This is a genomic window from Pantoea sp. Tr-811, from assembly GCF_011752535.1.
GTDB lineage: Bacteria > Pseudomonadota > Gammaproteobacteria > Pseudomonadales > Pseudomonadaceae > Aquipseudomonas.
The window spans coordinates 24,143-47,191 of the sequence record NZ_VWXJ01000017.1 but is presented as its reverse complement, the minus strand read 5'-3'; the positions used below and the strand labels follow the sequence as shown (position 1 = coordinate 47,191).

Sequence of the window (23,049 nt, the reverse complement as noted above, 5' to 3'; positions counted from 1 at the left end):
CGGGTGGGCTCTATTGCCTCAACTCAGCATGGGCTGGGCCTGGGCGTACCATCGCGTTTTCCGTTAACCAGTGGACTTTTCGCTGCCCCTCAGCGCCCAACCAGCGGCGCATCAACCGTCAGTACGCCATGTTCAGTTTCGATCTGAAGGGTGGTTTTGTATCCATCGTCTTCGTCGTAAGGGTCACCAACCACTGAGACGCGGTTTCCTGCACGAGCGATAGCCGCGCGCGATTGCCCCTGCTTTCGCCCCGCGTGGTCGAAAAGGACAACACGACTGGCGTCAACAATTCTTCCAACTAGCTCGCGGGTTTTGTCATCTGTTGCAGATAGGAAATCTTCACCAGTCAGATCACGGTCGTCGTCTGGATTCGAAGGTGAATGCTCTGTGAACTCCTTCAGCAGCTTCTTCAGTTCTGGGGTTCGGCTTTTTTTCCACGGTTCGATCATGATTAATATTCCTTGACTGGTGTAGTGCTTGAAGCAGGCCGTTTTGCTCTCGAAAACCTGCTGGTTGTCGGACCGGTCCAGTGAAATGCGAAGTCGATTCGCGAAGGGCGCTCGTCGATTTATACGTCCTCGACCCCGTTTTTTGGCCGGGCTTGGGGGGCAACGGGTTTCCCCCCTTAAATTGCCTTGGGGGCAAATCTGCTTTGTGACAGGGCCTTATCAGCACCCCACCGCCCAGCAATACCGCAAATGACGCTTCCAATAAAGGCACCAGCTGCGGTACCAACGGCAGGAAAAATAACCGTGCCTATTACAGCGCCCAACGCTGCACCGCCTACACCCGATGCTCCGCCTGCGGCACTGCTGACGGACCTCCCAATCGCCTCACGCTTGGAGATTTTACCTCGTGAGCATTGCACGATCGCATACGTAGCTTCTGCAATCACAAAGGCTGCCGCGACAGGAGCTGTGCTCCTCACCGCTCCTTTTGCAACTTCACTCGCAGTCTGCCTCGCGGTTGTGATCGTAACCGTTTTCACCACTTCAACCGCTGCGGGGGGACGGCTGCACGTGGCTTGAGGAATACAAGCCTGTCGTGACGCAAAGAGACCAGCAGGAGTTCTCGGGACGTCTTTCCAGGTTGGCATTCTGCTCATAAGAGGTTTCCTACAGAAGGGCATTTCTTGCCCGTAACAGGGCAAGGCATGGAGAGCACAATACGCCCACACGCTCTCTAATGCAAATAGCAACCTGACGAAAAAGTACGTTTGCCGCTCAAAACCGAGTAGAATTGGGCATGATTGATGAGGAGAACACTAATGGCTAACTTAGCCACCGGGATGGGAACGACCTTCCAAAGCATATTCGGAACGGTTGTCGCGGAGCTGCGGGCATCTCGAGAACCAGCTGCGACTCAGTCAGACATTGCCCAGCATATGGGGCTTGCAATTTCGACATGGTCGCGTATCGAGCGAGGTGAATCTGCTCTCACCTTAGAGCAGATGGTCAGGGTATCGACCTTTCTTGGGATACCCCTGAGCGAGATTTTGCGGACCTGCGAAGAAATATTGGGCAAATTGCACGAGCAAGGGATAACGGTGGCACTAAACCGCGATACTCTGACCGAAGCTGAGGGAGTGGTATCGCTCAATAACTCTCAACTGTTAGCCCTACTTCCGCTACTAGGTGTCCTTGGCCCGGTGGGAGGTTTGGTAGGTATGGCTGGCCTTGGCATAGCGGCGGGTTACCGTGCGCTAAAAGACAAGTCAAGAAGTTAGCCCGTTGCGCGCCCCGCACAATCAACAACAAGACGCGAAGCGAGCGTCAGGCAAGTCGATGAATACCATCCTACAAGGCGACCTCAAATGCTCGTCGGATCGTCGCTTGATCAACTGTTAGATACGGCTTTGAGTGATCAAGACACGCGTGACCAAGGATTGTCTGCACGACTTCCACCTCGCCAGTTGCAGCTAGAACTTTAGCCGCTAGTGAACGCCTACCACTGTGCGACGAACCGAGCTTGATACCGGCCTGCCTGTAGAGCCTGCTGATGGTCTGCTGGAGCGAATCGCAAGCCCGGTAAACCTCTGGCCCATTTTCTAACTCGCGATGTTTAAAGGCCAGCTCAAAGGCTTGCCCCTTGTGTGAAGTGACCAGCTTTGAACCTGGGCGGAATCTTCTGTATTCGTTTAATCCTGAAAGTCCCCAACGGCGCTGAGAACGAACCGTAAACCACGCATCAAGCGCGGCGATGCATCGAGCATGGGTCAGGTACACATTACGTGGTCGGCAGCCCTTGGTTATGCCTGCGCGCAAATACACCTCAGACTTGATAACACCACTTGGGTACAGCACATCGGCCACCTCCAGCAATGCAAGCTCAGTGACGCGAATACCAGTGGTGTGCGTGAGCCATAGCAGCATCACGTCACGCTCAGGCATGCGGCCGGTGACGGAGGCAACGCGGATCAAGTGCTTGAATTGTCCAGGGCGAAGGGATGTTGCTCGGCGGATGGATGCAGTCATGGTGCTCTCTGTCAGGATTGGTGACGAATCGCGAACGATCCTGAGAGAGCTGGCAGCGGGCCTCCTGAACAGCTTACAGGCCCGCGTGCTGTGGTGTTCACGGAAAATCGCAGGTGATCGACAAATACTCCTCTCCTCATTCCCAAGTATAGGGGCTGATGGCTTTGCTCTCTGTCTCGATCCCGCCCGATGACACAGGCAGTTCACTTTGATACTGGCTCATCAAACCAAACGCCCAGGACAACCCACATGGCCAATCAATTCATCACCACCGAAACGACCCAATTCAGGATGTACTCCAGCGCCTTCGTGGCGTTTCTTCCGCAATAAATCCGAGCCGACCCTGTTTCCTATTTCCTGCTGCGCCTAAAGGTCTGATCCGGTTTCCTGTTCGGGTCCCCCCTTTGAGGTGCAGTGCCATGATCAACAACCCTCCGCGAGCGGTGCGAGCACTCGCTGTGCTCGTCACCACGTTGGCCGGCGGCGGTACCCATGCCGAGACCTGGGCCGTAACCGATTCTTTCCATCCACTGACTTCGATACCAGCAGATGTACGTGTCATCAAACTCGATGACAAACAGCGCATTGAGGGAGAGATGTCCCGAAAACCGCCTCCCAACCCACATCAAGCCGCCCCAGCTGCACAGCAACTGATGAGAACGCAAGCCGGAGCTGAGTTGATGCGACAACTTGCATCTGCTCAGCAAGGCACTACTGATGCCTGGAGCGCCGGCGTAATGAAGGTCCCAGCGGTCGTGATCAATCGCCAGTTCGTGGTGGACGGCCAACCAAACGTGGCTGCGGCCATCGAATCCATTCAAGCGATGATGAGGCGTCTTCCACGACGTACCTTGGCTGCAGTCATCACATCAGCAATGTCTTTTTCGGTACCCGACCTGCAAACAGTGGTGGTCGGATGGGAGCGTTGGCCTTCGGGACCGGCTGAAAGCCCAGGTTGACCCAAGCCTGTTGGACCAGTTCCTTGGGTGGGCAGAGTGGCTGTCCCAGGAAGAGGTAACCGACTCGATGATTCGCCAGCTCGTATCTCCATCCAGCCAGGTCAACGGCGACGTCCACCGACTATGGTGGGCAGATTGATGGAACGATTTGGAATGGCCTTGCGCGTGCAGGAGGAACACTTGGGGTCGCGGTCGGCTCATTGGCCTACTTCCCAGCTATGGACATGGTCCGCCAGGCCCTACCGATGGTAGTCGCCTTCCTCTAGATGGCCATGATCATCTGCATTCCACTGGTACTGATCATCGGCGCGTATCAACTCAAAGTCGCCATGACCATGTCAGTAACGATATTCGCTTTAATCTTTCTGGACTTTTGGTTTCAACTGGCACATCTGCGGGCATTATGCAGGTTGAGGCGGGCCAGTACGCCGAAGTCGATCCTTCCAATCTCGCAGCCTACCTCTACACCCTTGGTCGTCTCGCGAGTGAACAGGCATGATGAGACCTGTGGTACGCATTACTCCCCAGGCTGAGACCGACATCGCCGACACCCTTCGACTCACGAAGGTTAGGCTGGGTAAGACCATCACGAATCGGTATCAAAACCTGCTGCAGGTTACCTTCCAATCCCTTGCTGAGGAACCAGCACACATTAACAGTACAATCCGAAGTGAACTTTCGCCTGGCCTTCACAGCCTTCATCTGGCTTTCAACATCCTGAAGCTGAGTGACGGTCGCGTGATTAGGCCCCGCCACATCGTGTTTTACCGCATAGGTAGCGACCAGGTTGTTGAGATCATCAGGTTGCTGCATGACGCAATGGAAGTAGCCCCATACCTGAAGCATCTCCATCAGCCCTAAAGGGTAAATGGCTCAAGGGCAAATGGGCTGAAAGGGAAAATGGAATGGGGCAGAATGGTAAAGCCTTATCCGAAAAGGCGGACGTTGTCCGTAAAGAAATCCAAGGAGACTAAAATGCAACCAACCTGGTGGGAAAAGACTGTCGAGTACGATTTTGTGATCGAACTTGCATACAACGATTTACTGGACTTCGCAGCGCCGATCGCGGGCAGGCATGAACGCTCATCTGGCGATGGTGTTTTTGGCAAAGACAATATGCTCATACTCATCGAGTTCAAGAAGGACTTCTCTGAGATTGCATCGGAGAAAACAATTTTCAAAAACTACGAGGCAGCTGCAGAGGCTCTTAACGGCTATAACCATCACTGGATAGTTTATGGAAGTCTATCTGAAACCGAAGAACTGTTAATCGGAAACCAAAAATATTTCGACCCTAGCACATATAAGGAAAAAACAACCGACATTATGAAAACCGGCGTAACACACTCGGTTTTCATGGATTACTTGTTAAAACTGCAGAGTTTCAGAAAAGCCGATGCCCGTGGCAGCGGCGGACAAAAGAATGCAGCCCATGTTTCCGCTGAAAGTATGCAGACTGTCATGGGGATTTCAAAGTCCGGGAAACTCGTAGGAAGCATGAGCCTTGAACAGTATCGACAACAACTCAAACCCGCCCCTCCGGCACTGAGCAGCAACCAAAAACCGAGCTGGAAGATGCCAAGCCCAGGCTCATGAAGATGGCAATTTTCCACGAAATCGGCAACGACTGAAATTTGCTTTAACGTTGACGCCATCTTGGCAGTAAGCGAAAAGCCCGCTCCATGCACACCCATGGAGCACTTTATGCACCTCCTCTCATGGCTAGGCCGCCGCCCGGCCAAACCATCGCCAGAAGCCTCGCCGCAAGGTTTTCACCTGCCGGCGAAGGCTGCAGCCTTACTGGAGAGCCCTCTCCGTCAGCAGCTCCTGGAGAACATCTGGCGTCGGGCTTCGCTCTCGCGAGCTCAGCTCAACACCCTCTACCTCAAGCCACTCGAGCGCTACGCTGAACTGGTGCAGCTGCTCCCTGCATCTGAGAATCACCACCACGCTCACCTTGGGAGGCTACTGGACCACGGCCTGGAGATCATGGCTTACGCCCTGAAGATTCGGCAGACGCACCTGCTGCCCATAGGCGCACCTTCAGAGTCGCAGTCAGCTCAAGCGGAAGCCTGGACTGCTGCCGCAGCCTATGGGGCTCTGCTCCATGACCTCGGGAAGATAGCTGTAGATGTGCGAGTGGAGCTTGACGGTGGGCAGCTTTGGCATCCGTGGCACGGGCCAATCACACGACCTTACCGGTTCAAATATGTGAAGGGCCGCGAGTATCAGCTGCATGGTGCAGCCTCGGCGCTTATCTACACCCAGGTCCTGGACAATGGAATCCTGGACTGGCTCAGCGGGTTTCCTGAACTCTGGACACCACTGATCTACTTGTTTGCGGGACAATATGAGCATGTCGGCATTCTTGCTGATATCGTCATCCAAGCCGACACGGGATCGCGGCGCCCCAGAAACGACAAAGCCCGCGACCATTTCTGATCGCGGGCTCTGGCTTACGGCATATGGTGGGTCGTGTAGGATTCGAACCTACGACCAATTGGTTAAAAGCCAACTGCTCTACCAACTGAGCTAACGACCCGTTGGGTGGCGCGTATAATACTGATTTCTAACGAGAAATCAACACCCCATCAATAATTTCTTCAGATATAGCGCGTCGGGTCGTCTACACCGGCGGCCTTGAAGCCTTCGGCACGCAGGCGGCAGCTGTCGCATTTGCCGCAGGCCCGGCCATCGTTGTCTGCCTGGTAGCACGACACGGTCAGGCTGTAGTCCACGCCACGGGCCATGCCGGCCTGCACGATCTGCGCCTTGCTCAGGTTCTGCAGCGGCGCCTGGATGCGGAAGCCTTGCCCTTCGACACCGGCCTTGGTGGCCAGGTTGGCCATGCGCTCGAAGGCCTCGACGAACTCGGGGCGGCAGTCCGGGTAACCGGAGTAGTCCACGGCATTCACGCCGATGAAGATGTCACGCGCCTCCAGCACCTCGGCCCAGCCCAGGGCCAGGGACAGAAACACGGTGTTGCGGGCGGGCACGTAGGTGACTGGGATGCCTTCGCTAGGGCTTTCCGGCACATCGATGCTGCTGTCGGTCAGGGCCGATCCGCCAATGCCGTCGAGGTTAAGGCCGATTACCTTGTGCTCTACCACGCCCAAGTCGCGGGCGACGCGGGCGGCGGCGTTGAGCTCGGCGCGGTGGCGCTGGCCGTAGTCAAAGCTCATGGTGTAGCAGCTGTAGCCTTCGGCCTTGGCCATGGCGACCACCGTGGCCGAATCGAGGCCGCCGGACAGCAGGATTACCGCGCGTTTCTCAGTCATGTCGTTCACTCTTTCAATCAACGTCCGGGTTCGTCGTTCCACAACAGCTTGTGCAGCTGCAACTGGAAACGCACGGGCAGGTTGTCGGCAACGATCCAGTCGGCCAGGTCGCTGGCGCTTACCTGGTGATGGCTGGGCGAAAACAGCACCTCACCCGCGCGCTCGGCGAGGTTGTACTGGATCAGCTTGGACACCGCCCAGTCGTAGTCCTCACGGGAACAGATGACGAACTTGACCTGATCGTTACGGGTCAGTTGCTCGATGTTCTCGTAGCGGTTGCGGTGCGACTCCTCGGAACCTGGGGTCTTGAGGTCGACCACGCGGCTGACCCGCACATCGGTGCCGGAAATGTCCAGGGCGCCGCTGGTTTCCAGCGACACTTCGTAGCCGGCATCGCACAGGCGCCGCAGCAACGGCAAGGCATTGGGCTGGGCCAGTGGCTCACCACCGGTGACGCAGACATAACGCGGCTTGAAGCCTGCGACCTGCTCAAGGATCGAATCGAGGGTGCGAATGGTGCCGCCGGTGAAGGCATAGGCACTGTCGCAGTACTGGCAGCGCAGGGGGCAACCGGTCAGGCGCACGAATACCGTGGGCAGCCCAGCCGTTCGCGTTTCACCCTGCAAAGAGTAAAAGACTTCGGTGATGCGTAATGTGTCTTGCATGCTCGCCACGGGCGTGACAGCTAAACAGGCTGTCCGCCTCCGTCAGGCACTGCAGCGGACTCGACATGGCGTTATCCGCAGCAGCGTGTTTATAAAAGGGCAGTGATTCTAACGAAAAAACCCGCGGCAAGCGCGGGTTTCTTTCGAACGGTGCAGATAAGTCCTACAGGCTTTACAGCTTTTGCAAGTCACGCTGCGCCAATTGCGCGGCAGAAGTACCTGGGTACTGGGTAATGACCTGCTGCAGGATACCCTTGACCTTGTCGGTGTGGCCCATGCGGCGCTCGACGTCAGCCAGTTTGTACAACGAGTCTGGCACCTTGCTGTGCTTGGGGTACTTCTGGCTGACCTGGGCAAATGCCTGGCTGGCGCCTTGCAGGTCGCCCTTGGCCAGGTTCACCTCGCCCAGCCAGTACTGGGCGTTGCCGGCGTACTGGCTGTTCGGGTACTTGCGCAGGAAGGCGTTGAACGCCTGGCTGGCCTTGTCGAAGTCCTTCTGCTTGATCTGGTCGAAAGCAGCATCGTAGTAGAGCTTTTCTTTCGCTGGATCACCCGGCTCACTGCTGGCGGCCGGTTGTTGTGCAGCGGCGCCAGCGGCACCTGCTGCAGCACCGGCGGGGGCAACAGGTGCGCCACCGGTGGAGGAATTGTCGGGAGTCGCGGCAGGCGCGGCGCCACTGTTGATGCGACGGTCCAGGTCCTGGTATCGCTCCAGGTTTTCCTGCTTCATGCGCGACACATCGTTTTGCAACTCTTCGATGATGCCTTGCTGGCGGGAAAGCTGATCCTGCATCTGTTGCAGCTGCATGAACAGCTGGCCCTGTGCCGAGGCAGGGGTCGAAGCCCCTGCGCCGGCATAGGCGCCGCTCGTGCCATAACCGGAAGGTGGGTAAGCACCCCCGTTGTCATCAACTACAGGAACCGCAGCCCACGCCGAAAGCGGTAGGCTGAGTGCGAGGACGGTTACAGCACGACGGCACATACGCATAAGAACTTACTTACGCAGTTCTACGCGACGGTTCTGAGCCCAGGACTGCTCGTCGTTGCCGGTGGCAACTGGACGCTCTTCGCCGTAGGAAACCAGTTCCAGCTGAGCAGGGGAAACGCCCTGCAGAACCAGGTAGCGCTGAACGGCTTTCGCACGACGCTCACCCAGAGCCATGTTGTACTCGCGGGTGCCGCGCTCGTCGGTGTTGCCTTCCAGAACAACGCGGTTGCCGTTGGCTTTCAGGTCCTTGGCGTGAACGTCCAGAGCGCGCATGGCTTCTGGCTTCAGGTCCGAGCTGTCGTATTCGAAGTAGAAGGTGGTGATTGCGCGCAGGGCGGCTTCTTCGCTCAGGGAACCGTCGACAGCGCCAGTGTTGGCACCGTAGCCAGCGTTCGGATCAACAGCGCCTTCACCAGCGTTGTCACCGCCTTTCGAGGAGCAACCTACAGCTACGGCCATGGCCAGAGCCAGCGCAGCAAATTTACCAAACTTCAGCATTTCCATCGTGAAACTCCTAATGAAACCCCAGTGTGTTAAGCAAAACGTATTACGCCGCAATCAGTTCAGGTAAGGGGACCAGGACGGTTCTCTGACTTCGCCTTGAGCGGTAGGAAGTGGGAGCCTCACACGGCCGTTAAGCGACACGAGCATCAAGACTCCCCGGCCCTGCTGGCGGGTGGCGTAGATTAGCATGGTGCCGTTTGGCGCAACAGTGGGCGACTCATCAAGACTTGTTTCCGTGAGAATCTTTACACTTCCACGTTGCAGGTCCTGGGCAGCCACTTTGAAGTTGGTGAAGCCCTGCTGGCGATGGATCATGACCAGGGTCTTTTCATCCGCCGACAGTTTCGGGTTGGCGTTGTAGTTGCCCACGAACGTCACACGCTCTGCACCACCACCGCTGACCGACTGTTTGTAGATCTGCGGCTTGCCGCCACGGTCGGAGGTGAAGTACAGGGTGTTGCCATCTTTACCCCAGAACGGCTCGGTGTTGATACCGGGGCCGGCGGTAACGCGGCTGATCTGGCGCGATGCCACGTTCATCACGTAGATGTCCGGGTTGCCGTCCTTGGACAGCACGAACGCCAGGCGCGAACCATCAGGCGACCAGGCAGGTGCACCGTTCAGGCCTTCGAAATTGGTCACCTGCTCGCGGCGGCCGGTATCGATGTGCTGGATGAAGATGCGTGGGCGCTTCTGCTCGAACGAAACGTAGGCGATGCGCTTGCCATCCGGCGCGAAGCGCGGCGACAGGATCGGCTCGCGCGACTGCAGCAGGGTCACTGCGCGGGCACCGTCGTAGTCCGAACGCTGCAGGGTGTAGCGGGTGTTGTTGGTCGAGAAGCGCTCGGCGGTCACGTACAGCATGCGGGTAGAGAACGCACCCTTGATACCGGTGAGCTTTTCGAACGACTGGTCGGCGATGTAGTGCGACATGTCGCGCAGCTGGTCGACGCTGCCCGCAACGCTACCGGTCAACACCTGCTGCTCGGTGGCAACGTTGAACAGCGCGTATTGCACCTGCAGGCGACCGCCCGACGGCACGATGCTGCCAACCATCACGTACTGGGCGCCCAGGGCTTTCCAGTCGCGGAAGATGACTTCGCTGGCCTGGGTCGGCTGGCTGATCATGTTCTGCCGCGGGATCGGCGAGTAATAGCCGGAGTTGCGCAGGTCGTTGCCAATGATGTCGGCCATGTCTTCCGGCAGCACGCTGCCACCCTGCAGACCGAACGGCACTACCGCGATGGGCGTGGCCCGGTCGCTGCCGCTGGTGACCAGGATGTTCTTTTCCTCTGCCATGGCCATGCCAGCCACGCAGCAGAGCATGACCAGCATTCCTCGAAGGAGTTTAATCACAACGCTAGATCCTCAGGTGTAAATGTCATCTTGAACGAACGATAACGGTTGAAATCGCTCGGCTTCATACCCTGCATCTCGGTCAAGCGACCGATGTTCTTCACTGCTGCCACCGCGGAACTGTCAAACGGGCCATCGCCACTGGACTTGACCACACTGACACCGGTAACGGTGCCGTCCGGCAACATGCTGACCTGCAGGGTCACCGTCATGCCCTTACGCGCGGAAGGCGGACGTGCCCAACCCTCGGCCGCGCGCATGCGGATCAGGTCGTCGAAGTCGCCGGCCACCTGGTCACCCTGCTCGTCGGCCAGGGCCTGCTGCCGCTCGGTGGTGTCGGACAACAGCTCGGCCAAGGCCTGGGCTTTCTTGTCTTCCGCCGACTTGCGGGCCGCTTCCTGTGCCTTTTTCTTCTGGGCGTCTGCAGCGGCCTTTTTCTTGGCCTCTTCAGCTGCCTTCTTCTTCGCGTCCTCGGCCGCCGCTTTCTTCTTGGCGTCCTCGGCTGCTTTCTTCTTCGCGTCCTCGGCGGCCTTTTTCTTGGCTTCCTCGGCTGCTTGTTTCTTGGCCTCTTCCTCAGCCTGCTTCTTGGCCTCTTCCTCGGCCTTCTTCTTGGCGATGTCGGCCTGCTGCTTCTCGGCGGCCTTCTTCGCCTCCTCGGCCTTCTTGGACTCGGCGGCTTTCTTGGCTTCGGCGGCTTTCGCCGCTTCCTCGGCCTTCTTCGCCTCGGCAGCTTCACGTGCCTGCTCGGCCTTTTGAGCGGCGTCGGCTTTCTTTTGTTCCGCGGCCTTGATGGCCTCCTGCTCGACCTTCTTCTGCTCCAGCTGCTCGACTTCGGTCTGGCGCGAGGCGGTTTTCTTCGCTTCCCCGGCAATCTTCTGATTGGTCTGGGTCGTCGCCTGGCTCTTGGACTTGAGTTGATACAGCGTAGCCTGAACGATCGGCTTGGAAGGCGGCAATTCAGGGGTCATGGCAAAGCTGACGAACAGCAATGCGAACACCAGCACATGCAGGCCGATGGCCCAGACACTGGGCCAGAAGTAGCTTTCCGAGGCGGATGGCTCTCGCTGTTGCATCAGGGCGCCTCGGTAATCAGGCCAACGTTACCGACACCGGCCTTCTGCAACCCGCCCATGGCGCCCATGACGGCGCCGTAGTCGACAGCCTTGTCGCCACGAATGAAGACCTGGGTCTGCTTGCCCTGGTCGCGACCGGCGGCAATGATCTTGGTCACTGCGCTGGTCATGTCCGGCAAGGTCATGGCCTTGTCCATCTGCTTGTCGGTGTCGACTTCGCTGCCGAGGTTCCAGTAGTAGGTCTTGTCGGCCTTGATGGAGATGGTGAGGATCTGGACGTTGTTGTCCTGCGGCAAGGCTTCGCTGGAAACCTTGGGCAGGTCGACCTTGACGCCCTGGTTGAGCATCGGCGCCGTCACCATGAAGATGACCAGCAGCACCAGCATCACGTCGATGTAGGGCACCACGTTCATCTCGGCGACGGGCTTGCGTTTGTGGCGAACTCGGGCCATGGGCTAGTACCTGCTTACTCTTCGCTGGTGTGCACTTTACGGTGCAGGATCGCCTGGAACTCGTCGGCGAAGGTGTAGTAACGGCCGATCAGCACTTCGCTGCGGGCGGCGAAGCGGTTATAGGCAATTACCGCCGGAATGGCCGCGAACAGGCCAATGGCCGTGGCCACCAGGGCCTCGGCGATACCCGGGGCAACCGTGGCCAGGGTGGCCTGCTGGGCGCTGGCAAGGCCGCGGAACGAGTTCATGATGCCCCACACGGTGCCGAACAGGCCGATGTACGGGCTGGTGGAACCGACGGTGGCGAGGAACGGCAGGCTCTGCTCGAGCTTCTCTTCCTCACGCGAGATGGCCACGCGCATGGCACGGCCAACGCCTTCCATGACCGCGTCCGGGTCAACGCCCGGCTGCTGGCGCAGGCGCGAGAATTCCTTGAAGCCGGCACGGAACACCTGCTCCACGCCCGAATCCGGGTCGGGGTTGCTGCCTGCCTGGCGGTACAGCTTGGACAGGTCGATACCCGACCAGAAGCGCTCCTCGAAGGCATCCAGCGCACGACGACCGGCACGCAGCATGGTGCTGCGCTGGAAGATCATGATCCATGAGGTGACCGATGCGGCCACCAGGGTCAGCATTACCAGCTGTACCACCACGCTGGCATTGCTGACCAGACTCCACATGGAGGTATGGTCGACGACGTTAGCTTCCACGCTTATTCTCCTGCGTTCGATTGAGTACCCGAGCCGTCTGCCGCAAAGGCGTCGCGCAGCTGGGGAGGTATGGCTCGGGGTTTGAAAGTGTCGGCGCGCACGGCGGCCACCAGGAACTGCCCTTCGCAGAGCAGCGTTTCATCCTTTTCCCGCCAGACCTGCTGCACGAAGCGCAGGCTGGCGCGATTGAGTTCAAGTACTTGCGCGGTAACCCGCAGCTCGTCGTCCAGGCGCGCCGGCGCGTGATAGCGGGCTTCGCTGGAATGGACCACGAACAACAGGTTGTCTTCGGCCAGTTGCGACTGGGAAAAGCCCAGGTGCCGCAGGCGTTCGGTGCGCGCGCGCTCCATGAATTTCAGGTAATTGACGTAATACACCACGCCACCGGCATCGGTGTCCTCGTAATAGACGCGACAACGGTGAGCGAACGGTTCCAGGCCATTTTGCGCGCGCATACTCTAGTGCTTACTCCTCAGCTTGCCAATCCGCTGCGGCAACTGTTTTTTCTTCATTAATGTCGTATTGCCAGCGCACCATCGGCATGCCAGCGGTAGGACCACAAAAAGCCGGTTTCGATCTGTCATTCATCGCCTGGCTCGGAAAAATCGCTACCGCCGCCGAGGCTGCCGGGAACATTCAGGCCAAAGTGCAGGTAAGCATGCCGGGTCACCACCCGGCCACGGGGCGTACGCATGATGTAGCCCTGCTGGATCAGGTAGGGCTCGAGCACGTCTTCGATGGTATGGCGCTCCTCGCTGATGGCTGCGGCCAGGTTGTCGACGCCCACCGGGCCGCCATCGAACTTCTCGATCATGGTCAGCAGCAGGCGGCGGTCGGAATGGTCGAAACCGCGCTCGTCGACGTCCAGCAGGTTCAATGCCATGTCGGCCACGGCCTTGGTGATCTGGCCCTTGCCACGCACCTCGGCATAGTCGCGCACGCGGCGCAGCAGGCGGTTGGCGATACGCGGCGTGCCGCGGGCGCGGCGGGCGATCTCGTAGGCGCCCTGGTCCTCGATGGCCAGGCCCAGGATGTTGGCCGAGCGGCTGACGATGGTCGCCAGGTCCTTGTCGCTGTAGAACTCCAGGCGCTGGACGATACCGAAGCGGTCACGCAAGGGGTTGGTCAGCATGCCGGCGCGGGTGGTGGCGCCGACCAGGGTGAACGGTGGCAGGTCGAGCTTGATCGAACGGGCCGCCGGGCCTTCGCCGATCATGATGTCGAGCTGGAAGTCTTCCATCGCCGGGTACAGCACTTCCTCGACCACGGGCGAGAGGCGATGAATTTCGTCGATGAACAGCACGTCGTGCGGTTCGAGGTTGGTCAACATGGCCGCCAGGTCGCCAGGGCGTTCGAGAATCGGCCCCGAGGTGCTCTTGACCGACACGCCCATTTCCTGGGCAATGATGTTGGCCAGGGTGGTCTTGCCCAGGCCTGGCGGGCCGAAGATCAAGGTATGGTCAAGCGACTCGCCACGCCCGCGCGCAGCCTGGATGAACAGCGCCATCTGCTCGCGCACCACCGGCTGGCCGATGTACTCGTCCAGGCGCAGCGGGCGAATGGCGCGGTCCTGGACTTCTTCACGGTCGCGGCCACTGGCGGCGATCAGGCGGTCGGCTTCGATCACTTGGTAATCATCCCTTTAAGGCTGCGGCGAATCAGTTCCTCGCTGCTAAGGCCTGCCTTGTCCTTGATCGCGGCGATGGCCTTGCTCGCTTCCTGGGGCTTGTAGCCCAGGGAAACCAGGGCGCTGACCGCATCGGCCTCGGCCGAGGACTCACTGGCCACCGGCAGCGGGCCGTCGGACACCAGGGTGAACATGGCCGGGGAGGTTTCCCAGGCCTTGAAGCGGTCCTTGAGCTCGACCAGCAGGCGTTCGGCCGTTTTCTTGCCAACACCCGGCACGCGCACCAGCACGGCGGCGTCCTGGGCCTGTACACAGCGCACCAGTTCGTCCACTTCCAGGCCGGACATCAGCGCCAGCGCCAGCTTCGGGCCCACGCCATTGAGGCGGATCAGCTCGCGGAACAGCTCACGCTCGCGCTTTTCGGCAAAGCCATACAGCAGGTGGGCATCTTCGCGCACCACCAGGTGGGTGTGCACGGTAACCGGTTCGCCGACCTTGGGCAGGCGATACAGGGTGGTCATCGGCACTTCCAGCTCGTAGCCCACGCCGTTGACATCGATAACCAGGTGAGGCGGCTGTTTTTCCGCCAGGGTGCCGCGCAAACGTCCAATCACGTTCCGATCCTTCCTCTCGGGGAGCCGGTCGAAGACCGCTCAACCCTATCAGCAAATGCGCCGGATGAACGCTTCAGCCGGCCAAAATATGTATCAGCGCATGAAGCGCTCAAAGACGCAAGCGCCCGCCGCGCCGCCGCGCCGTGGCCAGGCCATGGGGCACCAGGCTGGAACGGGTATGGGCGTGGCACAGGGCGATGGCCAGGGCGTCGGAGGCGTCGATCTGCGGCTTCTGGGTCAACTTGAGCAGGTGCATGACCATCAGCATCACCTGCTCCTTGTTCGCCCCACCGCTACCGGCGACGGCTTGCTTGACCTGGCTGGCGCTGTATTCGGCAATTTCCAGGCCCGCCTCGGCGGCCGCGACGATGGCCGCGCCGCGGGCCTGGCCCAGCTTGAGCGCCGAGTCGGCGTTGCGCGCCATGAATACCCGCTCGATGCCCATGGTGACCGGGCCATGCTGGGCGATGATTTCGCTGACACCGCGAAAAACGATCTGCAAGCGCTCGTGCAGCTCACCGCTGCCGGTGCGAATGCAACCCGACGCCACGTACTCGCAACCACGGGCAGTCTGGCGAACCACGCCATAACCGGTGATGCGCGAGCCGGGGTCGATACCAAGAATCAGAGTCATAGTGCCCGTATCAGAATCATGCAGGTTTGCAAATTTTACCGGCCCTTTCGCGGGACAAGCCCGCTCCTACAAGGCATGTGGAATACCTGTAGGAGCGGGCTTGTCCCGCGAAAGGGCCGATACAGGCGCCAAAACACCTTAGCCGAGTTTTTCCATGATCTCGTCGGAAATCTGGGCATTGGAATAGACGTTCTGCACGTCATCCAGGTCTTCGAGCATGTCGATCAGCTTGAGCACCTTCTCGGCGCCCTCCAGGTCGAGTTCGGCGCTGGTGGTCGGCTGCATGACGATTTCCGCGTCGGCGGCCTTGAAGCCAGCTTCTTCCAGGGCATTACGCACGGCATAGAAGCTGTTGAACGAGGTGAACACCTCGAACGAGCCGTCATCGTTGGCCACCACATCATCGGCATCGGCCTCCATCGCCGCTTCCATCAGGGCGTCTTCGTCCACGCCCGGGGCGAAGCTGATCTGCCCCTTGCGCTCGAACAGGTAGGCCACCGAGCCGTCGGTGCCGAGGTTGCCGCCACATTTGCTGAAGGCATGGCGCACGGCGGCAGCGGTACGGTTGCGGTTGTCGGTCATGGCCTCGACCATGATCGCCACGCCACCTGGGCCGTAGCCTTCGTAGCTAAGCTCCTCGACGTTGTCACTTTCGTTGGTGCCCGCACCACGGGCCACGGCGCGATCGATGATGTCGCGGCTCATGTTGGCGCCCAGCGCTTTGTCCAGTGCCAGGCGCAGGCGCGGGTTGGAGGCCGGGTCAGCCCCGCCCTGCTTGGCGGCGACCGTCAGCTCGCGGATCCACTTGGTGAAGATCTTGCCTCTCTTGGCATCCTGGCGCTCTTTGCGGTGCTTGATGTTCGCCCACTTGGAATGACCAGCCATAACGACTCCAGATCCTTGCTACAGAAACAGGTTCCGCCCCGAAGGGCGGAACGTGGGAAGACTGCGCCGAAGCGCGTGGGCGCACCCGCCGGGATGCGCCCGGGGCCGATTACTCGACCTTGGTCTGCTCGCGCAGGCGGATGTGCAGCTCGCGCAGGGCCTTGGCGTCGACCAGGCCAGGGGCCTGGGTCATGACGCACGCGGCGCTCTGGGTTTTCGGGAAGGCAATCACTTCACGAATCGACTGGGCGCCGGTCATCAGCATCACCAGGCGGTCCAGGCCGAAGGCCAGGCCACCGTGGGGCGGTGCACCGAACTTCAGGGCGTCGAGCAGGAAGCCGAACTTCTCTTCCTGTTCTGCCGCCTCGATACCCAGCAGGCGGAACACCGCTTGCTGCATTTCCTTGCGGTGAATACGGATCGAACCGCCACCCAACTCGGTGCCGTTGAGCACCATGTCGTAGGCACGGGAGAGCGCGGTAGCCGGGTTGGCTTCGAGTTCTTCAGGGGTGCACTTCGGCGCGGTGAACGGGTGGTGCAGCGCAGTGAAGCTGCCGTCTTCGTTCTCTTCGAACATCGGGAAGTCGACGACCCACATCGGTGCCCACTCGCAGGTCAGCAGCTCGAAGTCGTGGCCCAGGCGGATACGCAGCGCGCCCAGGGCTTCGCTGACGACCTTGAACTTGTCGGCACCGAAGAACACGATGTCGCCATCCACGGCGCCTACGCGGTCGAGGATGGTGTTGAGGTTGGCCTCGGGGATGTTCTTGACGATCGGCGACTGCAGGCCTTCGACGCCCTTGGCGCGCTCGTTGACCTTGATGTAGGCCAGGCCCTTGGCACCGTAGATGCCGACGAACTTGGTGTACTCGTCGATCTTGCTGCGCGGCATGCTGGCACCGCCTGGCAGGCGCAGAGCGGTAACGCGGCATTTCGGGTCGTTGGCCGGGCCTGCGAAGACCTTGAAGTCAACGTCCTTGAGCTGGTCGGCAACGTCAACCAGTTCCAGCGGGTTACGCAGGTCTGGCTTGTCGGAACCGTAGCGGCGCATGGCCTCTTCGAAGGTCATGTGCGGGAATTCACCGAATTCCAGGTCCAGCACTTCCTTGAACAGCTTGCGGATCATGCTCTCGGTGAGGCCCATGATCTCGCTTTCGTCGAGGAAGCTGGTTTCGATGTCGATCTGGGTGAATTCCGGCTGGCGGTCGGCACGCAGGTCTTCGTCGCGGAAGCACTTGGCGATCTGGTAGTAGCGGTCGAAACCGGCCACCATCAGCAGCTGCTTGAACAGCTGCGGCGACTGCGGCAGGGCGAAGAAGCTGCCAGCGTGGGTACGGCTCGGCACCAGGTAGTCACGCGCGCCTTCCGGGGTAGCCCGGGTGAGGATCGGCGTTTCGACGTCGAGGAAGCCGTTTTCGTCGAGGAAGCGGCGGATGCTGCTGGTGATGCGCGAACGCAGGCGCAGCTTGTCGGCCATTTCCGGGCGACGCAGGTCGATGAAGCGGTAGCGCAGGCGGGTTTCTTCGCCCACGTCGGAGTATTCGTTCAGCGGGAACGGCGGGGTTTCCGCTTCGTTGAGCACGTTCAGCTGGTAGCCGAGGATCTCGATGGCGCCGGAGGCCATGTTGGCGTTCACCGCGCCGTCCGGGCGCTTGCGCACCTTGCCGGTGATCTGCACGACGTACTCGCTACGCACGCGGTCGGCGGCGGCGAAGGTTTCGGCGCGGTCCGGGTCGAACACGACCTGGGCCATGCCTTCGCGGTCACGGATGTCGAGGAAGATCACCCCGCCGTGGTCGCGGCGACGATGGACCCAGCCGCAAAGGGTGACTTCCTGGCCGTCCAGGCTCTCGTTCAGTTGGCCGCAATAATGGCTGCGCATCATGATGGTGGTTTCGCTTCTCGTGATTCGTGTATTCGATGGAGGCCTTGGCCGCCCGAAGGGCTAATACTGCAAGACCCGGCTACTGCAATTCAACTCAGTCGGCCTTGTCGCCGCCTGCCAGATTCTTTTTCGCCCCGGTCTTGAAGTCGGTTTCGTACCAGCCATTACCACTCAGGCGAAAGCCCGGCACCGACAGCAGTTTCTTCAGTGCCGGCGCCTGGCAGGCCGGGCAGTCGGTCAGCGGCGCGGCGCTGATCTTCTGCAATGCCTCCATGCGGTGGTCGCAGGAAGCACATTGGTAGTCATAAAGGGGCATGAACGTCTCTCGTCAACCACAACGCGGGCTGCCAGGGCAGCAAAAAGCGGGATTATATATGGTTAACCGGCACTGCGCAGCCCGCCCGGCGATCAGCGTGTCACCGTGGATCGAGCAGCCAGACGACGCAGATCACCCGGATCAACCCGCTGAAGTTGCGCACCCCGCCCTGGCGCAGGTGTACCTCGCGGTCGACGTACGACAACACCGCGCTCACCGAACAGCGGTTGGTCGCCGCAATCTGTTCGAGGATACCCCAATACACGGCCTCCAGGCGCAGGCAGGTGGAAAAGCCATTAAGCCTGATGGAACGTGCAATCGGCTGTACCTGCGCCATGTCGAAATCGACCGTGAATGGATCGACGCTGGGCTTGCCCGGCCAGCCCCCGTGCCTTGCAGCCTTGTTGATTGCGTGCATATCGCCCCTTCGCCTCACGAGAAATCCGAGGCCCAGTAAGGCGCGCAAAGCCACACGCTGATCAGCGGCAAAGCTTTCCCGCACAAACGAAAAAGCCCGAAAGCGCTTACTCTTTCGGGCTTTCCTACAACCGGTGGTTAAGCTTCACTCATTTTTCGTCGAGCAGTACCCGCAGCATCCAGGCCGTCTTTTCGTGCACCTGCATGCGCTGGGTGAGCAGGTCGGCGGTTGGCTCGTCGCTGACCTTGTCCACCACCGGGAAGATGCTGCGTGCGGTTCGCACCACCGCTTCCTGCCCCTGGACCAGCTGGCGGATCATTTCGCTTGCCGCAGGAACCCCTTCCTCCTCCTTGATCGAGGAATGCCGGGCGTAGAATGCATACGACCCCGGCGCCGGGAAGCCCAGGGCGCGGATGCGCTCGGCGATCGAGTCGACCGCCAGCGCCAGTTCGTTGTACTGCTCCTCGAACATCAGGTGCAAGGTGCGGAACGACGGGCCGGTGACGTTCCAATGAAAGTTATGGGTTTTCAAGTACAGCACGTAGGTGTCCGACAACAAACGGGACAAGCCTTCGACGATGGACTTGCGATCTTCTTCACTGATACCGATATCGATTGCCATGAAGCTCCCCTTTCCATTTGGCTTGACGATCAAGCAGGCCCGACAACTCTACCAACACTTGCCCGTCCCTGCCCATGACCCAGCGCAAATGCCGCACGCGACGCCTGCGGTTTGAGAAGCCCCCGCCTTTGCGGTTAAATAGGCACCGTGCCACCCGTGCGGATTGTCATTGCCGGGTGCATAGGCAGGCCTGCCACGTGTTCGCGCCCTACACCTCATGCGCACCGTGCTGCCCGCTCTTCCTGTGATCGGCCTTATCAACTGTGAGCCAACCCCATGTTCAAGATCGTCCACCTGGTGACGGGCGTCGCGGCTTTGCTGCTATCGCTCATACCCAGCCTGAAAGCTGACGCAACACCCTTCCTGCAGCAACCCGACGCGGTCTACCTGGCCCTGCTCGGCCTGCTCAACCTGCTGCTGGCCCCGGTCGTGCCCATGTACTACCGCGGTGCACGCCAGCAACTGCAACACCTGGCCTGCGCCCTGCTGGTGGTGGCCGTGGTACTGCAAACCCTGACCCTGCTGGCACGCCCGGAAATGGGCAACCTGGCGGCATTGGTGTGCGCGGTGCTGGCCGTTGCCCTGCACCTGGCCGTGGGCTTCGCCCGCACCGGGCGCAAGGCACGCGCAAGCCAGGGCGCACCGGTACAAGCAGGCAACCGCGATACCGGCACCGTGAAATGGTTCAACACCTCCAAGGGCTTCGGCTTCATTTCCCGCGACTCGGGTGACGATATCTTCGTGCACTTCCGGGCCATTCGCGGTGAAGGCCACCGCATTCTGGTCGAAGGCCAGCGCGTGGAGTTCTCGGTGATGCACCGCGACAAAGGCCTGCAGGCCGAAGACGTGGTCGCGGTCACCCGCCGCTGACCCTGCGGTGCCCCGGGGCAACCCCGGGGCACCTTCAGCACCTGGCGCCTTAATAATGAGGCGGCGGCGCTTCCTCCCCCTCGCTGCCGTACTGGCCGACCATCTCTTCATAGCGCTTGATCAACTCGGCCACCTGCAGTTGCAGGCGTTCGATCACCCGCCCCTGCTCGACCACCACATCGTTGAGCGCCTGGAGGGTGTCATCCTGAAATGCCTGGCGGGTTTCCAACTCGATAATACGTGCGTCCATCGACATATCAGGCCTCCTGGTAGCTGTCGCCCAGCAGCCCGCGCAGGCGCTGGCCGATCGCCTCGACCTGGCCAGGGGCATACTCACCCGAAGGCACCTTGCCCCATACCGGCGCAGGCCAGGCGGCGTCCCCGTGGTGGCGAACGATGACATGCATGTGCAACTGGCTGACCACGTTGCCCAGGGTGGCAACGTTCATCTTGTCGGCCTTGAACTCGCGCTTGAGCGCTTCGGCCAGGCAGGTGGTTTCTTGCCACAGTTGTGCCTGGTCGTCCGCGCTCAAGTCGAACAGTTCGCTCACGCCAGCGCGCCGGGGCACCAGGATGAACCAGGGGTAATTGGCATCCTTGCTGAGCAACAGACGGCACAGCGGAAAATCCCCAAGCACCAGGGAATCCTGCTGCAAACGCGAATCCATCTCAAACACGGTAAACCTCCGTCACTAAATCAGGCATCAAGGATACCGCGCTTCGCCGATTGCGGCATGCGCCATCGCGCCGACCGCACACTTTAAGTTCATGAAATACCGCAAGTTGCACTACCGCGGTAACACAGCGCTACTTTTCGCACCAAAATGAGGCCACAAAAGTGTGTAGCAATACGGTTCTACCCACACCCACGACTCTGCATCAACTGTTTCCGGTAACACGTTGACTTTTATGGCAGCTTTTCAAGATAACCAGGCTGCGCCAACTGGCACACCATCAGACAGGTCCCGCCCCGTGTTTTCGGCACCTTCAGCGCTTCGGCCGAGCGATTTGTGAAAATTTCATCAATCGTGGTAAATGTTGAGCACGCTTGTTGCATTCTTTCTACGCCAAGTCGGCACGACACCTGCATTGGCAGATGCCAGGTGACGCGACAAATAACAACAGCGGCATTGGTGACACCAGGGAGTTTCCCAACCGGCAGGGCGTGAATGACGCAAACATGACGGTAACGGAACAACGCTGGCGTTGTACGCCCCGAATTAACGGGGCGTGATTTGCGACATGGAAATACCTAAAAGCGACATGACCGTAAAGTTCCCGATAAGAGAAATTTTGTCATATCGCCAATAACAGTCAGCGTGCTATACATTTTCGCCGACATAACAAGAAAGAGCTGTCCCATATAACTAAAACACTTGGGCACAGCGGTACTCTTCCTAAAAACCAAAGGAGCAAATCACGATGCGCGTGATGAAGTGGAGCATGATCGCCCTGGCCGTTGCAGCCGGGACCTCGCAGATGGCCGTAGCGTCGTCCCAGGACGATTCCAAGGGTTTCCTCGAAGACAGCAAGCTGAACGTCAAGACTCGCATGCTGTACTTCAGCCGTGACTTCCGTAACAACGCACCGGGCACCCAGAGCCGCGTGGAAGAGACGGGCCTGGGTTTCCTCGGCACTTATGAATCGGGCTTCACCCAGGGCACCGTAGGCTTCGGCGTCGACGCCATCGGCATGCTCGGCCTGAAGCTGGACAGCGGTAAAGGCCGCTACGGTACCGGCCTGTTCCCTGAAGACTCCGACGGCCGCGCCCAGGATGACTACTCCAAGGCCGGCGGCGCGGTGAAACTGCGCATTTCCGATACCGTGCTGAAGGTCGGTTCTCAGTTCACCGCCATGCCTGTGTTCGCCACAGACGACAGCCGCCTGCTGCCGGAAATGGCCGAAGGCGCCCTGATCACCAGCAACGAAATCAAGGGCCTGACCCTGAACGCCGGTCGCTTCACCGCGCTGGACGCACAGGCTCAAACCTTCCACGACAGCCTGCACCTCAAGCAAGCCGACGTGATCGGCGGCACCTATGCCTTCACCGACAGCCTGTCCACCAGCCTGTACTACTCGAAGGTCGAAGACTACTGGCGCAAATACTACGCCAACGTCAACTGGGCACTGCCACTCTCCGACAAGCAAGGCCTGGTGTTCGACTTCAACATCTATGACACCAAGAGCGATGGCGCCGGCCTGCAACGCGCCGAAAACGACGGCGTGACCAAGCTCGACAACCGCGCCTTCAGCCTGTCGGCCGCCTATAACGTTGGCGCCCACACCTTCACTCTGGCCTACCAGAAGGTGACCGGTGACGGCGACTACGGTTACGGCGTGGACGGTGGCGGCACCGTGTTCCTGGCCAACTCCGTGGCCCGTTCCGACTTCAACGCCGAGGACGAGAAGTCCTGGCAGGCGCGCTATGACCTGAACTTCGCCGAGTTCGGCGTACCAGGCCTGACCTTCATGACCCGTTACGTGCGTGGTACCGGCGCCAACACCGCCACCACCGACAACGGCAAGGAATGGGAACGCGACATCGACATCAAGTACGTGCTGCAAGAAGGCCCGGCCAAGGACCTCAGCTTCCGCGTACGCCAGGCCACCTACCGCTCTGCCGACGGCGTCTACTACGGCTCCCCATCGCTGGACGAACTGCGCCTGATCGTCGAGTACCCGCTGAGCATCCTGTAAGCCTGGCTTGCAGTGCCCCGCA

General features: G+C 59.9%; 26 protein-coding genes, 1 tRNA gene and 4 pseudogenes. 9 read left to right on the top strand and 22 right to left on the bottom strand.

Translation table 11 applies throughout. The annotated features are described in order from the left end of the window. Positions 1–89: 89 nt before the first annotated feature. A complete protein-coding gene (locus F3J44_RS22485) occupies positions 90–449 on the bottom strand; it encodes a hypothetical protein (protein ID WP_167276221.1) in 360 nt (119 codons plus the stop codon). Positions 450–1,267: 818 nt separating this feature from the next. Here F3J44_RS22485 and F3J44_RS22480 point away from each other — a divergent pair. Continuing rightward, on the top strand, positions 1,268–1,726 hold the full coding sequence (locus F3J44_RS22480) for a helix-turn-helix domain-containing protein (RefSeq protein WP_167276218.1): 459 nt from the start codon (positions 1,268–1,270) through the stop codon (positions 1,724–1,726). Between the two features lie 70 nt (positions 1,727–1,796). Here the strand turns inward: F3J44_RS22480 and F3J44_RS22475 are convergent, their stop codons facing one another. Further along, positions 1,797–2,474: a site-specific integrase gene (locus F3J44_RS22475; RefSeq protein ID WP_167276216.1), complete on the bottom strand. Its 678-nt coding sequence runs from the start codon at positions 2,472–2,474 to the stop codon at positions 1,797–1,799. Between the two features lie 419 nt (positions 2,475–2,893). Between F3J44_RS22475 and F3J44_RS22470 the strand changes: the two genes are divergently transcribed. The 5 genes and pseudogenes from F3J44_RS22470 to mobH all read left to right on the top strand — a co-directional run. Beyond that, complete coding sequence (locus F3J44_RS22470) at positions 2,894–3,433, top strand: TIGR03757 family integrating conjugative element protein (protein ID WP_167276213.1); 540 nt, start codon at positions 2,894–2,896, stop codon at positions 3,431–3,433. Further along, positions 3,363–3,822, top strand: a pseudogene (locus F3J44_RS29950) (conjugal transfer protein TraG N-terminal domain-containing protein); the annotation flags it as partial. The gene F3J44_RS22470 and the pseudogene F3J44_RS29950, both read left to right, overlap by 71 nt. 106 nt (positions 3,823–3,928) lie before the next feature. Continuing rightward, positions 3,929–4,294: a type II toxin-antitoxin system RelE/ParE family toxin gene (locus F3J44_RS30415; RefSeq protein WP_205300064.1), complete on the top strand. Its 366-nt coding sequence runs from the start codon at positions 3,929–3,931 to the stop codon at positions 4,292–4,294. A gap of 114 nt (positions 4,295–4,408) precedes the next feature. Continuing rightward, entirely contained in the window at positions 4,409–5,029 is a 621-nt protein-coding gene (locus tag F3J44_RS22460) for a hypothetical protein (RefSeq protein ID WP_167276210.1), read from the top strand. A 108-nt stretch (positions 5,030–5,137) separates the two neighbouring features. Beyond that, positions 5,138–5,836 (top strand): annotated as a pseudogene (gene mobH, locus F3J44_RS22455) (MobH family relaxase); the annotation flags it as partial. 63 nt (positions 5,837–5,899) lie between these two features. On the opposite strand, the gene F3J44_RS22450 reads toward mobH, so the two are convergent. The 18 genes and pseudogenes from F3J44_RS22450 to F3J44_RS22365 form a co-directional block, all read right to left on the bottom strand. After that, positions 5,900–5,975, bottom strand: a tRNA-Lys gene (locus F3J44_RS22450). A 61-nt stretch (positions 5,976–6,036) separates the two neighbouring features. After that, positions 6,037–6,711, bottom strand: a complete 675-nt coding sequence (queC, locus tag F3J44_RS22445; protein WP_167068934.1) for a 7-cyano-7-deazaguanine synthase QueC — start codon at positions 6,709–6,711, stop codon at positions 6,037–6,039. Positions 6,712–6,728: 17 nt separating this feature from the next. Further along, entirely contained in the window at positions 6,729–7,376 is a 648-nt protein-coding gene (gene queE, locus F3J44_RS22440; RefSeq protein ID WP_167068938.1) for a 7-carboxy-7-deazaguanine synthase QueE, read from the bottom strand. A gap of 172 nt (positions 7,377–7,548) precedes the next feature. Continuing rightward, positions 7,549–8,358 (bottom strand): tol-pal system protein YbgF, encoded by an 810-nt coding sequence (ybgF, locus tag F3J44_RS22435; protein ID WP_255432096.1) that lies wholly within the window; start codon positions 8,356–8,358, stop codon positions 7,549–7,551. A 12-nt stretch (positions 8,359–8,370) separates the two neighbouring features. Further along, positions 8,371–8,868 (bottom strand): peptidoglycan-associated lipoprotein Pal, encoded by a 498-nt coding sequence (gene pal, locus F3J44_RS22430; RefSeq protein WP_023381906.1) that lies wholly within the window; start codon positions 8,866–8,868, stop codon positions 8,371–8,373. Positions 8,869–8,922: 54 nt separating this feature from the next. Continuing rightward, entirely contained in the window at positions 8,923–10,224 is a 1,302-nt protein-coding gene (tolB, locus tag F3J44_RS22425) for a Tol-Pal system beta propeller repeat protein TolB (RefSeq protein ID WP_167068944.1), read from the bottom strand. Further along, complete coding sequence (tolA, locus tag F3J44_RS22420; RefSeq protein ID WP_167068947.1) at positions 10,221–11,297, bottom strand: cell envelope integrity protein TolA; 1,077 nt, start codon at positions 11,295–11,297, stop codon at positions 10,221–10,223. The genes tolB and tolA overlap by 4 nt, the downstream gene beginning before the upstream one ends. Then, positions 11,297–11,749 (bottom strand): protein TolR, encoded by a 453-nt coding sequence (gene tolR, locus F3J44_RS22415; RefSeq protein ID WP_008090221.1) that lies wholly within the window; start codon positions 11,747–11,749, stop codon positions 11,297–11,299. Before tolR ends, tolA begins: the two co-directional genes overlap by 1 nt. Positions 11,750–11,763: 14 nt before the next feature. Continuing rightward, positions 11,764–12,429, bottom strand: a complete 666-nt coding sequence (tolQ, locus tag F3J44_RS22410; RefSeq protein WP_205300076.1) for a protein TolQ — start codon at positions 12,427–12,429, stop codon at positions 11,764–11,766. 19 nt (positions 12,430–12,448) lie between these two features. After that, positions 12,449–12,914 (bottom strand): annotated as a pseudogene (ybgC, locus tag F3J44_RS22405) (tol-pal system-associated acyl-CoA thioesterase). 125 nt (positions 12,915–13,039) lie between these two features. Beyond that, positions 13,040–14,086 carry a Holliday junction branch migration DNA helicase RuvB gene (gene ruvB / locus F3J44_RS22400; RefSeq protein WP_167068954.1) on the bottom strand — a complete coding sequence of 349 codons (1,047 nt, stop codon included), beginning with the start codon at positions 14,084–14,086 and terminating at the stop codon, positions 13,040–13,042. Further along, positions 14,083–14,700: a Holliday junction branch migration protein RuvA gene (ruvA, locus tag F3J44_RS22395; RefSeq protein WP_167068957.1), complete on the bottom strand. Its 618-nt coding sequence runs from the start codon at positions 14,698–14,700 to the stop codon at positions 14,083–14,085. The genes ruvB and ruvA overlap by 4 nt, the downstream gene beginning before the upstream one ends. A gap of 109 nt (positions 14,701–14,809) precedes the next feature. Next, positions 14,810–15,334, bottom strand: coding sequence for a crossover junction endodeoxyribonuclease RuvC (ruvC, locus tag F3J44_RS22390; protein ID WP_167276208.1), 525 nt, complete (start codon positions 15,332–15,334; stop codon positions 14,810–14,812). A gap of 138 nt (positions 15,335–15,472) precedes the next feature. After that, positions 15,473–16,219 carry a YebC/PmpR family DNA-binding transcriptional regulator gene (locus tag F3J44_RS22385; RefSeq protein WP_167068963.1) on the bottom strand — a complete coding sequence of 249 codons (747 nt, stop codon included), beginning with the start codon at positions 16,217–16,219 and terminating at the stop codon, positions 15,473–15,475. A 109-nt stretch (positions 16,220–16,328) separates the two neighbouring features. Then, positions 16,329–18,101 carry an aspartate--tRNA ligase gene (aspS, locus tag F3J44_RS22380; protein ID WP_205300073.1) on the bottom strand — a complete coding sequence of 591 codons (1,773 nt, stop codon included), beginning with the start codon at positions 18,099–18,101 and terminating at the stop codon, positions 16,329–16,331. Positions 18,102–18,198: 97 nt separating this feature from the next. Then, positions 18,199–18,420 (bottom strand): FmdB family zinc ribbon protein, encoded by a 222-nt coding sequence (locus tag F3J44_RS22375; RefSeq protein WP_027919960.1) that lies wholly within the window; start codon positions 18,418–18,420, stop codon positions 18,199–18,201. A 100-nt stretch (positions 18,421–18,520) separates the two neighbouring features. Further along, positions 18,521–18,838, bottom strand: coding sequence for a ribbon-helix-helix domain-containing protein (locus tag F3J44_RS22370; protein WP_167068969.1), 318 nt, complete (start codon positions 18,836–18,838; stop codon positions 18,521–18,523). 148 nt (positions 18,839–18,986) lie between these two features. Beyond that, on the bottom strand, positions 18,987–19,460 hold the full coding sequence (locus F3J44_RS22365) for a Dps family protein (protein ID WP_167068972.1): 474 nt from the start codon (positions 19,458–19,460) through the stop codon (positions 18,987–18,989). A 276-nt stretch (positions 19,461–19,736) separates the two neighbouring features. On the opposite strand from F3J44_RS22365, the pseudogene F3J44_RS30255 reads away from it, so the two are divergent. Together F3J44_RS30255 and F3J44_RS29945 are read left to right on the top strand one after the other, a co-directional pair. Beyond that, positions 19,737–20,042 (top strand): annotated as a pseudogene (locus F3J44_RS30255) (cold shock domain-containing protein membrane protein); the annotation flags it as partial. A gap of 93 nt (positions 20,043–20,135) precedes the next feature. Then, the gene (locus tag F3J44_RS29945; RefSeq protein ID WP_061304901.1) at positions 20,136–20,330 is read left to right on the top strand and encodes a cold shock domain-containing protein; all 195 of its coding nucleotides are present in this window, start codon (positions 20,136–20,138) and stop codon (positions 20,328–20,330) included. Positions 20,331–20,379: 49 nt separating this feature from the next. On the opposite strand, the gene F3J44_RS22355 is transcribed toward F3J44_RS29945, so the two are convergent. Both F3J44_RS22355 and F3J44_RS22350 read right to left on the bottom strand, forming a co-directional pair. After that, entirely contained in the window at positions 20,380–20,580 is a 201-nt protein-coding gene (locus F3J44_RS22355; RefSeq protein ID WP_240158479.1) for a SlyX family protein, read from the bottom strand. A 7-nt stretch (positions 20,581–20,587) separates the two neighbouring features. After that, a complete protein-coding gene (locus F3J44_RS22350; RefSeq protein ID WP_167068980.1) occupies positions 20,588–21,007 on the bottom strand; it encodes an HIT domain-containing protein in 420 nt (139 codons plus the stop codon). Positions 21,008–21,752: 745 nt separating this feature from the next. Here F3J44_RS22350 and F3J44_RS22345 point away from each other — a divergent pair. Beyond that, positions 21,753–23,027, top strand: coding sequence for an OprD family porin (locus tag F3J44_RS22345; protein WP_167276203.1), 1,275 nt, complete (start codon positions 21,753–21,755; stop codon positions 23,025–23,027). The last annotated feature ends 22 nt before the right edge of the window (positions 23,028–23,049 follow it).